The organism is Mycolicibacterium phocaicum (assembly GCF_010731115.1).
Lineage (GTDB): Bacteria > Actinomycetota > Actinomycetes > Mycobacteriales > Mycobacteriaceae > Mycobacterium > Mycobacterium phocaicum.
In genome coordinates this window covers 4,279,327-4,294,451 of record NZ_AP022616.1, presented here as the reverse complement: position 1 = coordinate 4,294,451, position 15,125 = coordinate 4,279,327, and the positions used below count along the sequence as shown (strand labels likewise).

The 15,125-nt window shown below is 69.6% G+C and carries 4 protein-coding genes (1 of these 4 running past the window's edge); all 4 read right to left on the bottom strand.

Annotated features, from left to right (window positions below):
• Positions 1-8: 8 nt before the first annotated feature.
• Positions 9-293, bottom strand: a complete 285-nt coding sequence (locus G6N46_RS20470) for a type VII secretion target (RefSeq protein ID WP_061000234.1) — start codon at positions 291-293, stop codon at positions 9-11.
• Positions 294-441: 148 nt separating this feature from the next.
• The gene (locus G6N46_RS20465; RefSeq protein WP_138250985.1) at positions 442-1,152 is read right to left on the bottom strand and encodes an MBL fold metallo-hydrolase; all 711 of its coding nucleotides are present in this window, start codon (positions 1,150-1,152) and stop codon (positions 442-444) included.
• A 9-nt stretch (positions 1,153-1,161) separates the two neighbouring features.
• Positions 1,162-4,131: an MMPL/RND family transporter gene (locus tag G6N46_RS20460; RefSeq protein ID WP_234789564.1), complete on the bottom strand. Its 2,970-nt coding sequence runs from the start codon at positions 4,129-4,131 to the stop codon at positions 1,162-1,164.
• Positions 4,128-15,125, bottom strand: the final stretch of a protein-coding gene (locus G6N46_RS20455) for a non-ribosomal peptide synthase/polyketide synthase (RefSeq protein ID WP_138250986.1). It continues 19,950 nt past the right edge of the window; 10,998 of the gene's 30,948 nt are visible here — the last part of the coding sequence; its start codon lies off the right edge, out of view; it ends in the stop codon at positions 4,128-4,130. The genes G6N46_RS20460 and G6N46_RS20455 overlap by 4 nt, the downstream gene beginning before the upstream one ends.

Genomic DNA, 15,125 nt, shown 5'->3' with positions numbered 1-15,125 from the left:
AACATCGGTCAGAACAGCCCTTTGAACGCCCCGGCGAGGTCGCTGTCGGTCACCTCGTACTTGTCACCGGCCCCGCGAACCGCCGCCCCCATACGCGTGATGCTGCTTGCGATCTTCTCAGCCTCGGCGGCGATATGGGCTCCGACAACGCGGCACGCCCATTGCGTAGTGGAACCAGGTAGCCCGTCTCCAGCGCCACTCGCCTTACTCCCCATGTCCGCGGCACGGATCGCATTGGACGCAATACCCACTTGGTCTGCGAACGCCCGCAAAATCTCAGGGTCAACCAGCATTCGAGTCCTCCCCCACCCTCGCGTTCAAAGATAGCGCGCAGATAGCAGGCGAACCGTCAGCAATATCAGAATTGACCGATCTCGACCGAATGCCGCGACTTGACCGATCCGTGGCGCCCGTTGAGTAGATTGCCTGCTAGCCGGGGATTCACCCGAACAGGTCGACGGCCGCGGCGATGTGGGCCGCGGCATCGCCTACGATCGCTTCACCGTGGCCGAATCCCGCGATGCCCGCGCCCGTCGCGGCGAGCGTGGTGACCGCCTGGACCGCGGCGGGCCGGTCGGTGTTGAAGACGCCCACCGCCACTTGACCATTCACCTCGGCAACGGCGTCACCGGTCAGGATGGCATCATCGTCCGGGAGATACAGCGCGATGCTGCCCGGGGTGTGTCCCGGGACGGCGATGACGCGGGCGCCGCCACCGAAGTCGAGGACGTCGCCGTCGGTCACGGTGCGGTCGACGCGACAGGCCGGACCGTGCGGTGCGGCGTCGAAATCCGGCCGCAGCGTTCGCTCGGCGTCGGTCAGCACCGGTATCGGACCGGCGTCGTCACCCGTGATGTACGACGAATCAGGCTCTCCGGCAACGACTTCAGCGCCTGACCAGCCGGCGATCTCGGCGGCGGCTCCGCAGTGGTCCTCGTGAAAGTGCGTCAGCACAATACGTTTCACGTCGGCGGGCCGGCGCTGCAGCGCGGCGAGGGCGTCGGCGATCAGCGCGGCACTGTCGGGCCAGCCGGTGTCGATGAGCGTCACGCCGTCGGCGTCGAGGCGCAGGTAGCAGTTGAGCAGATGTGCCCGCTCGCCTGGGATCCGCAGTCGGTACAACGTGGGCGTCAGCGCGAGCAGATCGGCCATGCCCCCACGCTAGCTCAGGGCGGGCGCCGGGTTCCGCTTGGCTCGCGACGGCCACCAGTTGTACTTGCCGACCAGCACGGCCAGCGCCGGCACGGTGACGGTGCGGACGATCAGGGTGTCGATCAGCAGGCCCACGCCGATGATGAAGCCGCCCTGCACCATTGAGCCGATGCTGCTGAACAGCATGGCGAACATGGGCGCGGCGAAGATCATTCCGGCCGAGGTGATAACGCTGCCGGTGCTGCGCACGGTGCGGATGACGCCCGAGCGGATGCCGTTCGGGGATTCGTCGCGGATCCGGGAGATCAGCAGCATGTTGTAGTCGGCGCCAACTGCCACCAGCACGATGAATGCCATGCCCGGGGTGCTCGCCGCCATCGGCTGGCCGCCAAGGATCTGCAGCACGATGACGCCGATGCCGAGCGATGACAGGCACGAGAGGATCACGGTGCCAACGAGATACAGCGGCGCGACGACGGCCCGCAGCAACAGCACCAGGATCAGGAAGACCACGATGACGGTCATCAGCACGATGTACCGCAGGTCCTTGTTGAAGTAGTCGCGCAGTTCCGCGTAGTACGGCGTCATGCCCGACATCGCGATCTTGGCGTCGGCCAGCGACGTATTGGCTTGTGCGCCTTGCGCGGCGGCGAGGATCGCCTTGACTTGGTCCATGGCCTTGGTGTCGTACGGGTTGAGCTTGGACTCGACGAGGTACCGCGCCGAATGCCCGTCGGGCGACATGAAAACCCGCGCCAGGTCCTTGAATTTGTCGTTGCCCAGGATTTCCGGCGAGATGTAGAAGCCCGCGGCGCCCGGCTCGGACGCGTGCAGCTTCATCGCCAGCAGGAATGCCGACGCGTGCGAGAGGCCTTCGCCGAGTTGCTTGGTCTGGTCGTCGAGGACACGCAGTCCCTCCGCGATCTTGCGGCTGCCCTCGGCCAGGGCGTTGGCGCCCTCCTGCAGGGCGGCCATGTTCTGCTTCATGCCGCCCGAACCACCGGCCGCACCACTGCCGCCGGCCCCGCCAAGGGAGCGAAGGGCTTTGGCCGCCGAGTCCAGCGAAGGCTGCATCTTGTGCAGCCCGTCCGAGAGCCGCTGCAGCTGGTCACGCTGTCCTGTGCAATCCGGGTCCGCATCACAGCCGGGGTTGTCCTTGCGCTGCTGCAGCAGCGCATCGGCCATGGCGACCATGTCCTGGAAGTTCTGGGTGCCCGACCGCGGCGGGATGTTCGGCACGTCGCCGGAATTGCGTACGGCATCCATCTGCCGCTGTGCGTCCTGGAACTCCTGCGAGCTTTCCAGCTGGTCCTTGATGCTGGCCATGCTCTTGTTCAGGTTGTCGAGCACGCCCATGGTCTTGGTCAGCTGGGTACGTACGGTCGCCAGGCTGTCGGCGAGCTTGCCGGCCCCGCCGACCAGCGCCTGCCGCTGGTCGACGCTGCCATTGATCTTGTTGGTGGCCTCGGCGAGTTTGTTGCCGATCTCGCCGGCCTGGAAACTCAGCGTCGCCTGCTCCAGCGGGGCACCGGTGGGCCGGGTGACGCCGCGGACGGCGGCGATGTCGGGCAGCTGCGCGACCCGTTGCGCCATCTGCTCGAGGTCGGCGAGCCCCTTGGTCGTCCGCAGGTCGTGCGGCGACTGGACGAAAAGGTATTGCGGCGCCGTCACACTCGCCGGGAAATGCCGCTCGATGGCGGCCATGCCGATGTTGCTCTCGGCGGACGCCGGCAGTGCGGTGCGGGCGTCGTAGCTGGTGTGCAGCCAGGCCACCCCCGCGGCCAGCGCGATCAGCACCACCAGGCTGCCGACCAGATGAACCACCGGCCGCCGCACGATGTTGATGCCCGACCGGTGCCAGAAGCGGCTCGTCAGTTCCTTGCGGGGCCGGGCCCAACCACGCCGTCCGACGAGCGTCAGGATCGCCGGCAACAGCGTGATCGACGACAGGAACGCCACCGCGATGGTGACCGCCAGCGCCGGACCGGTGGTCGAGAAGACTTTCAGGCTGGTGAAACTCATGCCCAGGAACGTCACCGCGACGGTGGCCGCCGACGCCGCGATCACCTTGCCGATGGCCGTCAGCGCCCGGGCGACGGCCTCGTCGGAATCGAGTCCCTGCCTGAGGTATTCGTGGTAGCGGCTGATCAGGAAGACGGCGTAGTCCACGCCGGCGCCGATCATCATGGCGCTCATGAAGACTACGGTCTGCTGCGAGATGGGCAGGCCCCACGTCGCCAGTGCCGCGACGCCCTGCGTCGCGGCGGCCTGCGACACCGTGATGGTCGCCAGCGGCACCAGGATGGTGACGATATTGCGGTACACCACAAAGAGAATCAGCAGCACCATGGCGACCGTGGCGGTCTCGATGACCCGCAGGTCACGCAACCCGAGCTGTTCGCGTTCGGCGACGGTGGCCGTCAGGCCCGTCATGTGATAGTTGAGCGACGAGCCGGCAGTGCCTTGATTCAAGGTGTGGTCGACGATGCCGACAACACGTTTATAGGCCTCGCTGGATTCCGGTGAGCCGAGCTCGCCCCGGATACCGACCGGGATGAACCACGCCTTGTTGTCCTTGCTGGCCAACACCTCTCGCATCGGCGGCTGCGAGATGAAGTCCTGCACCATCACCACGTCGGCGGTGTCGCGGTGCAAGCTGTCGACGAGAGTGCGGTAGACGTCCTCGTCGGCCTTGGTCAGGCCCTTCTCGTCGGTGAGGACCACCAGCGCGATGTTCTGGATCCCGGGTTCGTGGAACGCCGTCGTCATGTCCCGCGTCGCCGCCATCACCGCGGAGTTGGCGGGCAGCAGCTCCTGGTTCCGGTCGCTCGCCAGCTTCATCAGCGGCGGCACGGCCACCGACAGCGCCACGACGAGCAGCAGCCAGGCGCCGATCACCGCCCATGGCCGGCGTAGCACCAATCGCGCCAGCAGCTCGAAAGCCCCGGCGAACACACCCTTGCCCGACCGAGCCTTCACGTTGCCTCACCGCCCAGATACCTGCCGTACTCGGCAAGCGCTTCGACGGCCAGCATCTCATGGTGCCCGCGCCGCACCTCGTGCACCGTGACAGTGCCGGCGACGTGCGGGCGCCAGCTCTGCGCGAGGAACGCGCCGCGACCGTCGTCATCCGCGGCCGCCGCGACCACTACGACGTCACCGTCGAACCGGCCGGCTTCGTGTTCCCGGTACAGCGCGACGTTGGTGTCGAAGTTGCGGACCAGCAGGTCCAGCAGGCCGTCGTCGACGATGCCGGCCAGCTGGTCCCGGTCGACCGCCTGGTTCGTGACGCGCAGGCTCGGCTCGGCGTCGAGCAGCACCAGCCGGGCGACGGCAGCGCCGCGCCGCTGCAGCTCGACCGCGACGGCATGCGCGACGACACCGCCGAACGACCAGCCCAGCAGGTGGTACGGGCCCGACGGCTGCTCGGCCTGAATCCGGCCGGCGTACGTCGCCGCCATCTCGCGCAGCGATCCCGGTGCGTCCGTGGCCGGTTGCTGGATGCCGATGATCGGACCGTCGACGTAGCCGCCGAGCACCTGGTACGGCCAGCTGATACCGCTGACGGCGGGCAGGCAGAACAGTGGGACGCCCGTACCGGTCTTGAGCACCTGGACCGGCGCGATGTCCGGTGTGGCCGCGCCCTCCGCCGTCAGCCGCTCGCCGAGCGCCTGCACCGTCGGCGCCTCGAACACGGTGGCCACCGACAGCTCGATGCCGAGGTCGGCACGAACAGCCGCGACGAGGCGCATCGCCGAGATGCTGTCGCCGCCGAGATCGAAGAACGACTCGTCCACGCCGACGCGTTCGACGCCGAGGACGCGGCCGTAGACGGCGGCCAGCGCCGCCTCGGTGGCGTTACGCGGAGCCAGGTAGGCGCCCGCGCGGTATTCGGGTGCCGGCAGCGCGCGGACGTCGAGCTTGCCGTTGACCGTGACCGGCAGTGCCGGCAGCACGATGATGGCGGCCGGGACCGCGTGGGCCGGCAGCAGGTCGGCGAGCTGTGTACGCACTGTCGCGGGATCGGCGGTGCCGGTGAGGTAGCCGACCAGACGCTTGTCGCCGGTGCGGTCCTCGCGGGCGACCACGGCCGCCTGGTCCGCACCGTCGAGGCGCGCCAAAACCGTTTGCACTTCGCCCAGTTCGATGCGGAAGCCACGAATCTTGACCTGCTCGTCGGCCCGGCCGACGTAGTGCAGCCGCCCATCGGCATCCCAGCGCACCAGGTCCCCGGTGCGGTACATACGTTGTCCGGGTGCGCCGAAGGGGCAGGCCACGAACCGGCCGGCGGTCAGCCCCGGGCGACCGGCGTAGCCGACGCTCACCCCGTCACCTGCGACGTAGAGCTCACCGACGACACCCGCGGGAACGGGACGCAACCAGCCGTCCAGCACGAACAACGCCGTGCCGGGCACCGGTGTACCGATCGGCACCGGACCCGTTGCCGCCGTGAGCGGTTCGGTCATGGCGGCGTACACCGTGGTCTCGGTGGGGCCGTAGGCGTTGATCATGGTGTGCCCGTGCGACGTCCAGCGCTCGACGAGCTCGGCGGGGCACGCCTCACCGCCGACCAGTAGGGCCAGCGGCGCGAGCGCGTCGGGCACCAATGCACCTGCCGCGGAGGGGGTCTGGGTGAGGACGTTGACGTGCTCGGCGGCGAGCAGTCGCTGGAAGTCGTCCGGGCTCGCGGTCACCGACTCGGGCACGATCACCAGGCGACCGCCGTGCAGCAGCGCGGCCCACAGCTCCCACACCGAGAAGTCGAACGCGTACGAGTGGCACTGCGTCCACACCGGATCGGCGGGCAGGCCCGCGAGCGGTGTCCCGAATTGCCGGGCCACGTTGCGGTGCGCCACCGCGACGGCCTTGGGCGTTCCGGTGGTGCCGGAGGTGTAGATCAGGTAGGCGATGCCGTCCGGATCGAGGTCCGGAAGCCTTGTGGCAGGCTGGTTTTCGAGGGCGGCGCCGATCAGGACCGGACCGTCGAAGCCCTCGAGCCGGCCGGCCAGGTCTGCGGTGGTGACCGCCACGCTCGGAGTCGCGTCGGACAGCAGGAACGCGAGCCGCTCCGCGGGTAATGCCGGATCGATCGGCAGGTACGCCGCACCGGTCTTGAGCACCGCAAGAATCGCCACGACCGCGTCGATCGATCGGGGGAACAGCACCGCCACGGTCCTGCCCGGGCCGGCACCGTCTTCGATCAGTCGGTGCGCCAACCGGTTCGAGGCCTCGTCGAGGTCGCGGTAGGTCAGCGAGCGGTCTGCTCCCGTGAGCGCGACGGCCGCCGGGCTGCGGTCGACCTGCGCGGCGAACAGCGCCGGAATCGACGCCGGTGCAGCCGAATCGACTGCGGTGGCACGGTTGCCGATGCGGTCCAGCTGCGCGTGCTCTTCGGCAGCAAGCAGATCCACCGCCGCGAGCCGTCCGCTGGGCGCGGTCGTCATCGCGACGAGCACGCGTTCGAACCGCTCGACGAGCCCGTCGATGTCGGCCGCGGTGAACACGTCGGTGTCGTACTCGAGACGCAGGCCCAGAGCTTCGCCCGGCATGGCCTGCACCGTCAGCGGATAATGGTTCTGCTCGTGGCTGCTGAACTCGGTGATGGTGAGGTCCCCGACGCCGCCCGATGCCGCGGCGCCCAGCGGGTAGTTCTCGAACGCGAACAGCGTGTCGAAGAGCCTGTCCTGTCCGGTGATCCGGTGCATCTCGGCGAGTGACAGGTGCTGGTGATCGAGCGTCCGATTGTGCGCTTCCTGCATCTGGTCGAGCAGTTCCGTCGCGGTGGTGGCCGCGGTCGCGGTGGCCCGCACCGGCACGGTGTTGATCATCAGACCGACCATCTCGTCGGCGCCGGCGATGTCGGTCGGGCGGCCCGACACCGCGGTCCCGAACACGACGTCGTGCCGGCCCGTCAGCTGCATGAGCAGCTGTGCGTAGGCGCCTTGCAGGACGACGTTGACGGTGGTGTGGCGCGCCCGCGCCAGCTCAGCGACAGCCTGCGTAATTTCGGCCGACAGCGCAACGGATTTCACGCCGCGCTCACCCGATGCCGTCCGTGCCGCGACCAGCGTCGGGGTGTCGACGCCGGCCAGCACCTCGGCCAACGCGATGCGCGCGGCATCGAGATCCCGCTCGGCCAGCCACGTGACGAAGCGGCGGTACGGGACCGCGGCGGGCAGCCGGTATCCGTGATAGCCGGCGAAGATCTCGCGCAGCAGAATCGGCAGTGACCAGCCGTCCATCACGACGTGATGGTTGGTGAGCACCAGTCGGTGCCGGTGTTCTCCGGTGCGTACCAACGTGACCCGGAACGCCGGCTCGTCGGTGAGGTCGCACACCGCGGCTCGTTCCGCGGCACAGATGTGCGTGACGTCGTCGTCGGTGGCGTCCAGCACTCGCCAGGCCACTTCGGGCGCAGCCGGGAGGACCTGCACATCGAGTCCGGCGTGGAAGCGCGCCGCGATGTTCGGGTGCCGCTCCACCACCGTCTGCACGGCATCTCGCAGCCGCTCGGCGTCGAGCGGACCGGCGAGCGTCAGATCCAGTTGCACCGCATACAGATCGGCGTCGGCGCCCGACTGCGCGGCATGGAAGAGCAGACCCTGTTGCAGCGGTGTCAGCGGCAGGATGTCGGCGACGGGGTGTGCGCGTTCCAGCTCGTCGATCTGCTGCTGATCCAGGCGCGCCGGTGCGATGTCCGACGGCGTCAGACCGCCGCCGCCGGCGCGGACCAGGGCGCAGATGCCGGTCAGCGCGTCGAACCACAGGCGGCTCAGGCGGGTCACCTGTTCCTGGTCGAGCGCGGACGGTGCCCACATCCAATTGGCGTGCAGCTGCGGGCCGGCGTCGGTGTCGACGGTGCCGGCGTTGAGCTCGACGGTGTGCATCAGCGGCATCGGTACCGCGGTGGCCAGACCGGTGACCTCTGCGGAGCCGTCCCGGCCGACCTGCCACAGTTCGTCGGACAGTTCGGAGCCGCCGCCGAGGCGGCCCAGGTAGTTGAATCCGATTGCCGGATCGTCGGTTTCGAGGTCGACGTCGTCGTTCAGGTAGCGCAGCAGGCCGTACGTCAGGCCGTCCGGCAGTGCCCGCAGTTGCTCCTTGGCGTCCTTGAGCACGGCGCCCAGCGCGGCGTCACCGGACGTCACCTGTGTCCAGGAGAGGTCGCCGACCGTGACAGCCACCGGGTACTTGGTGGTGAACCAGCCGACGGTGCGCGACAGATCGAGGTGGTCGGCCAGCTCGTCGTGGCGGCCGTGACCTTCCACGTCGATGCCGATGGTGCGATCACCGTTCGCGAATTCGGCTAGCGCCAAGGCGAATCCGATCAGCAGGACATCGTTGATGCCGGCATGGAATGCCGCCGGCGCCTCGCGCAGCAGTGTCGGCACGGTGTCGACATCGTCCAGCGTGACCGACAGCCGCCCAGCGGCGGCGAAGGTGTCGCGCGCCGGCTGCACGGCGGGCAGCAGTGCCGGCGTCGCCGCCACCTGCTGCCAGGCCGCCGCCTGCGCGACCACCTCGGGCGCCGTAGAGCGTTCGGTGAGGACCTGCGCCCAGCGCTGGAACGACGTACCGCTCGCCGGTAGCTCGACCGGCTGCCCCGCGCGGGACTGCAGCCACGCGACGTTCAAGTCCTCCAACAGGATTCGCCACGACACCCCGTCGACCGCGAGGTGGTGGATGATCAGCACCAGCTGACACGCGGGCGCCACCCACAGCGCGCTCAGCATCACGCCGGCCGCCGGATCCAACCGCGACCGGGCCGCGACCACCGCGTCTTCCGTCAGCTCGTCGACCGTGTGCAGGCAATCCCCGGCGGTCGTGCCGGAGTCGGGCACCTGCAGTGACCAACCCGCATCGACCTGCAGCCGTAGCATCGCGTGCCGGTCCAGCAAGGCCTGCAACAGGATTGCCACGTCGGCCTCGGTGACACCCGCCGGGGCCTGCACCACCATGGTCTGGTTGAACTGGTTCGTCGGGCCGTCCACGCCCGCCAGCCACCGCATGATGGGGGTGGCGACCACTGGGCCGACCCCTTCGTCGACGACATCGGTTGTGTCATCGACGGTTCCGACCACCAGTGCCAGCCTGGCCACGGTCTGCTCGACGAAAACGTCGCGCGGCCGGCAGCTCAGCCCGGCCGCCCGCGCCCGCGCCACCACCTGCATCGACATGATGCTGTCGCCGCCCAGCTCGAAGAACGAATCGTCGACGCCGACCCGTTCCACGCCGAGGACGTCGGCGTAGACCGCGGCCAGTGTCTCCTCGACCGGGGTGCGCGGCGCCCGATACTCATCGGCGTTGCCGTACGTCGGCGCCGGGAGCGCGCGGCGGTCCAGCTTGCCGTTCGGGGTCAGCGGCAGCGTCGCGAGCGCGACGACGGCGGCCGGAACCATGTACGGCGGAAGGTGTTTGGCCACGGCGTTCCGCGCCTCGGCCGGGTCGGCCGTGCCGGTGATGTAGCCGACGAGTCGCTTGTCGCCGGGGCGGTCCTCGCGCACGATCACCGCGGCCTGCCGGACCCCGTCGAGGCCGGCCAATGCCGTTTGCACGTCGCCCAATTCGATGCGGTAGCCGCGAATCTTGACCTGTTCGTCGGCACGGCCCAGGTACTGCAGCTGGCCATCGGCGCCCCACCGGACGAGGTCACCGGTGCGGTACATGCGTTGCCCCGGCGCGCCGAACGGGCACGCCACGAAGCGTGACGCCGTCAGCGCGCCGCGGCGCACATATCCGGCCGCGACACCCGAGCCCGCGACGTACAGCTCGCCCACCACGCCGACCGGCACAGGGCGCAACCACTCGTCCAGGACGAAGGACGCCGCGCCCGTCACCGGCATGCCGATCGGCACGGCAGGTGAACCCGCGGTGAGCGGTGCGCTGACCGCGGCGTAGATGGTGGCCTCGGTGGGGCCGTACGCGTTGAGCATGACGCGGCCCGCGCCGGTGCTGTCGGTCGCCCAGCGGTCGACGAGCTCGGGCGGGCAGGCCTCGCCCGCCACCACCAGCGACGTCGACTCCAGGCCCTGCGGGGACAACATCATTGCGGCGGAGGGGGTTTGGGTCAGCATCGTGACGCCCTCGGCGACCAGCAGCTCGTGCAGTTCCTCCGGCGCGCGGGCCGCCGTCTCGGACACCACGACCAGGCGCCCGCCGTGCAGCAGGGCCCCGAAGATCTCCCACACCGAGACGTCGAAGGCCAGCGAGTGCCACTGACTCCAGACGCGGGCGGCCGGCAGCTGATCGTCCAGCCGCCCCAGCAGGCCGACGACGTTGCGGTGCGTGATGGCAACCCCCTTGGGCACACCGGTGGTGCCCGAGGTGTAGATCAGGTACGCGACATCACCCTCAGCCGGCACGGGAGGCGTTGTGACGGGCTGGTTTTCGATATCGGCATCGGCCGCATCGAGGACCGGGCCGTCGAACCCGGCGAGGCGCTCGGCCAGGTCGCCGGTCGTGACCGCCGCGACCGGCGCGGCGTCGCCGAGCATGAACTCGATGCGCGTCGCCGGCAGTGCGGGATCGATCGGCAGGTACGCCGCCCCCGCCTTGAGCACCGCGAGGATCGAGACAATCGCCTCGGCCGAGCGGTGGAACAGCAATGCCACCGTCTGTCCCGGGCCCGCGCCGTGGCCGATCAACCTGTGTGCCAACCGATTCGCCGCCGTGTCCAGCTCGGCGTAGGTCAGGGTCCGGCCCTGCCAGGTGAGCGCCCCCGCGTCGGGGGTGCGGGCGACCTGGGCCGCGAACAGCTCCGGGATGGAACCGGCAACTCCCGCCGGCGTGGTGAGCGCCGCGCGGTGCCCCAGCTCGTCGAGCCGGGCCTGTTCGGCATCGTCGACCAGACTCACCGAAGACAGCACCCGCCGCGGCTCGGCGGTCATCACCGTCAGCAACAACTCCATCCGATTGACCAGGGCGGCAACGGTTCCGGCGTCGAAAACGTCGGTCCGGAATTCCACCTCACCGCCGATGCCGGCGGGCGCACCCGTCGCGGTCCAGCGTTCGGACAGCGAGAAGGTCAGGTCCATGCGGGCGGACTGGGTACCCAGCGGGATCGACGTGACGTCGACACCCTTCAGACCGGAACCGGCGGCGGGGTCGGTCAGGCCGGTGAAGTTCTGCCACGACAGCATGACCTGCACCAACGGGTGGTGCGTCAGGCTGCGGGTGGGGTTGAGCCGCTCCACCAGCAGCTCGAACGGCACGTCCTGGTGCTCGAAGGCCTCCAGGCTGCGGCTGCGGACCTGGTTCAGCAGGTCGGTGAATGTCGGGTCACCCGCCAGGTCGGCCCGCAGCACCAGGGTGTTGACGAAGAAGCCGACGAGGTCGTCGAGTGCGGGGTCACGTCGTCCGGCGATCGGGAAGCCCACGGCGACATCGGCATTCGCGCTGACCTTCGCGAGCAGCGCCAGCAGCGCCGCCTGCACGACCATGAAGGTCGTCGCATTGTGCTCGCGGGCAAGGCGGGCCACCCGCTCCTGCAACTCGGCGGGCCATTGCACGGCGACCGTCGCGCCGGCCATGTCGGCGACCAGGGGGTACGGCCGGTCGGTCGGCAGTTGTACGCGCTCGGGCAGGCCGGCCAGCGCGTGCTCCCAGTACGCCAACTGGGCCGCCACCCGGCTGGCGCTGTCGTCGAGATGGCCGAATTGTGCACGCTGCCACAGCGTGTAGTCGATGTACTGCACCGGCAACGGCGCCCAGTCGGGCGCCTGTCCGGCGCACCGGGCGGCATAGGCCAGCCCCAGATCGGCAACCAGCGGCCGCAGCGACCAGCCGTCGGCGGCGATGTGATGCACCACGGCGACCAGTACGTGTTCGTCATCGCCGACACGGAAGAGGCGGGCCCGCAAGGGGATGTTGACGGCCAGGTCGAATGTGCTCCGCGCGGTGGCCTCGAGCGCGTCGTGCAGCCGGCTCGCCGACCACTGCGTCGCATCGGCGACGTCCCAGCCGAAATCGGCACGCGCTGCGGGGATCACGACCTGCTGCGGGGTGCCGTCTGGTGCGGTGAGCAACGTGCGCAGGCTCTCGTGCCGGCCGACGACGTCGGCCAGCGCGGCGCCCAGCGCATCGACGTTCAGGGTTCCGGTGATCCGCAGGGCCGTCGCCATGTTGTAGACCGGCGAGGGTCCCTGCACCTGGTCGACGAGCCACAGCCGGTTCTGTGCGAACGACAGCGGCACCACGTCGGGCCGCTCGGCCACGGTCAGCGGTTGCAGGCCGCGCTCGCCCGCGGCGATGCGCGGCGCCAGCTGGGCGACGGTGGGCGCCTCGAAGACCACACGGACCGGGAGGTCGACATCCAGTGCGGAGTTGATCGCGGCGACCAGCCGCATGGTCGACAGCGAGTCGCCGCCGAGATCGAAGAACGAGTCATCGACACCGATGCGCTCGATGCCGAGCACCTGCGCGTAGACACCCGCCAGAATCTCCTCGGTGAGGCTGCCCGGTGCCCGGTACACGCCCGCAACGTATTCCGGTTCCGGTAGCGCGCGGGTGTCGAGCTTGCCGTTGACCGTGACGGGCAGTTCGGGCAGGCCGACGACCGCAGCCGGGACCATGTAGCCGGGCAACTGCTGCGCCAGCGTCGCACGCACCTCAGCCGGATTCACCGCCCCCACGACGTAGCCGACAAGGCGCTTGCCGCCCGCCTCGTCCTCGCGGATGACCACCACCGCCTGCTCGACACCGGCCACGGCGGCCAGCGCAGACCGCACTTCACCCAGTTCGATGCGATGGCCGCGGATCTTGACCTGTTCGTCGGCGCGGCCGAGGTAACGCAGCTGCCCGTCGGGACCCCAACTCGCGAGATCGCCGGTCCGGTACATCCGTGTTCCCGGCGCGCCGAACGGGCACGCCATGAAACGTGTTGCGGTCAAGGCGGATCGGCCCCAGTAGCCAACTCCGACGCCGCGGCCCGCCACGTAGAGCTCGCCGATCGCACCCGGGCGCACCGGCCGCAGCCAGGCGTCGAGCACGAACAGCGCCGCACCCGGGACCGGCGAACCGATCGGCGGCGCACCGGAACCCGCCACCAGCGGCGTGCTCTTGGACACCCACATGGTCGTCTCGGTCGGGCCGTACACGTTGCGCATCACGCGTCCCGGCGCCCACCGGTCCACCAACTCCGGCGGGCAGGCCTCGGCGCCGATCAGCAGGGCCATCGACTCCAGGCCCTGCGGCGACAGCACACTCACCGCGGACGGGGTCTGCGCGAGCACCGTGACGCCCTCGCGAACGAGCAAGGCGTGGAACTCATCTGGCGAGCGGACCACCGCGTCGGGTACCACCACCAGTCGCCCGCCGTGCAGGAGGGCGGCCCAGATCTCCCACACCGAGAAGTCGAACGAATACGAGTGGAACTGCGCCCAAACGGGAGGCGGACCGAGCACCGGGCTCAATTCGATACCCAGCTCCAGCCCGTCGAACAGCTGCGTGACGTTGCGGTGTGTGACGGCGACGCCCTTGGGCTGCCCGGTGGTTCCGGAGGTGTAGATGACGTGCGCGATGTCGTCGGCACGCGGCCCCGAAATCGTTGTCACATGGCCGTTTCTCTGTTCCGCGACGGTCGCCACGTCCAGCACCGGCACGCCTGGCCCCGACATCTCGGCGACAAGTTCCGTGGTCGTGAGCAGCACCACCGGCGCCGCGTCGGCGACCATGAACGCCACGCGTTCCGCGGGCAGTGCGGGATCGATCGGCAGGTACGCCGCGCCCGACTTGAGCACCGCCAGGATCGCGATCACCGCGTCGGCCGAGCGCGGGAACATCAGTGCCACGGTCTGTCCCGGGCCCGCGCCGTGGGCCGCCAGCGTGCGGGCCAACCGGTCGGCGGTTTCGTCGAGCTCGCGATAGGTCCAGGCCGACTCTCGGTAGGTCAGCGCCACCGTGTCGGGGGTGCGCGCCACCTGCGCGGCGAAAAGTGCCGGAACCGTCTGCCCGGCAACAGGTTCGGTCAGGACGGCGCGCCCGCTCCAGCGGTCCACCGTGGTCTGCTCGCCGGGCCCGAGGGCATCGATCGCCGACAGCGCCCGGTCCGGATCGGTCGCCATGGCCGCCAGCACGGTCTGCAGCCGCTCGATCATCGCCGCGACATCGGCGGCGCCGAACACCGTCGTGTCGTACTCGACGCGGATGGTCAGCTCGCGACCGGGCTGCGCCTGCACCGTCAGCGGGTAGTGCGTGGATTCGTGGGTGGCGACATCGGTGACGGCCAGCTCGGCATCGCTCGACAGGGCCGCGGTGTCGACGGGGTAGTTCTCGAACGCGAACAGGGTGTCGAACAGCTGATCCTGACCGGTGATGCGGTGAATTTCATTGAGCGCCAGGTATTGGTGCTCCAGCGTGTCGTTGTATCCGCCCTGCAGCTGATCGAGCAGCTCCGCGGCCGTGGTGGTCGCGGTGAGGTTGGCGCGGACCGGCACGGTGTTGATGAACAGGCCGACCATGGATTCGACACCGGAAACCTCGGCGGGACGGCCCGACACCGTGGTGCCGAACACCACGTCGTGGCTGCCGGTCAGCCAGCACAGCAGCTGGGCGTACGCGGCCTGCAGCACGGTGTTGACGGTGGTGTGCCGGGATCGCGCCAATTCTCCTGCTGCCGTGGCGATTTCCGCGGGCAGCGTGACGGTCTCGACGCGCCGCTGGCCCGATTCGGTGCGGCCGGCGGGGCCGACCAACGTGGGCGTATCGAGGCCGCGGAGCAGTTCGCCCCACGCAGCGGAGGCCGCGTCGCGGTCCCGCTCCGCCAGCCAGCTGACGTAGTTGCGGTACGGCGTGGCCGGAGGCAGCCGGTGTCCGTGGTAGCCGGCGAAGATCTCCGCCAGCAGGATCGGCATCGACCAGCCGTCGAGCACGATGTGGTGGTTCGTCAGCACGAACCGGTACCGGTCGGGCGCGACCCGGATCAGCGCGGCGCGGAAGACCGCCCCGGCACTGAGGTCGCACACCGCGCCGCGCTC

Excerpts from the sequence above, each read along its gene's own strand:
- G6N46_RS20470 (WP_061000234.1), bottom strand. The coding sequence starts at position 293 with ATGCTGGTTGACCCTGAGATTTTGCGGGCGTTCGCAGACCAAGTGGGT.
- G6N46_RS20465 (WP_138250985.1), bottom strand. The coding sequence starts at position 1,152 with ATGGCCGATCTGCTCGCGCTGACGCCCACGTTGTACCGACTGCGGATC.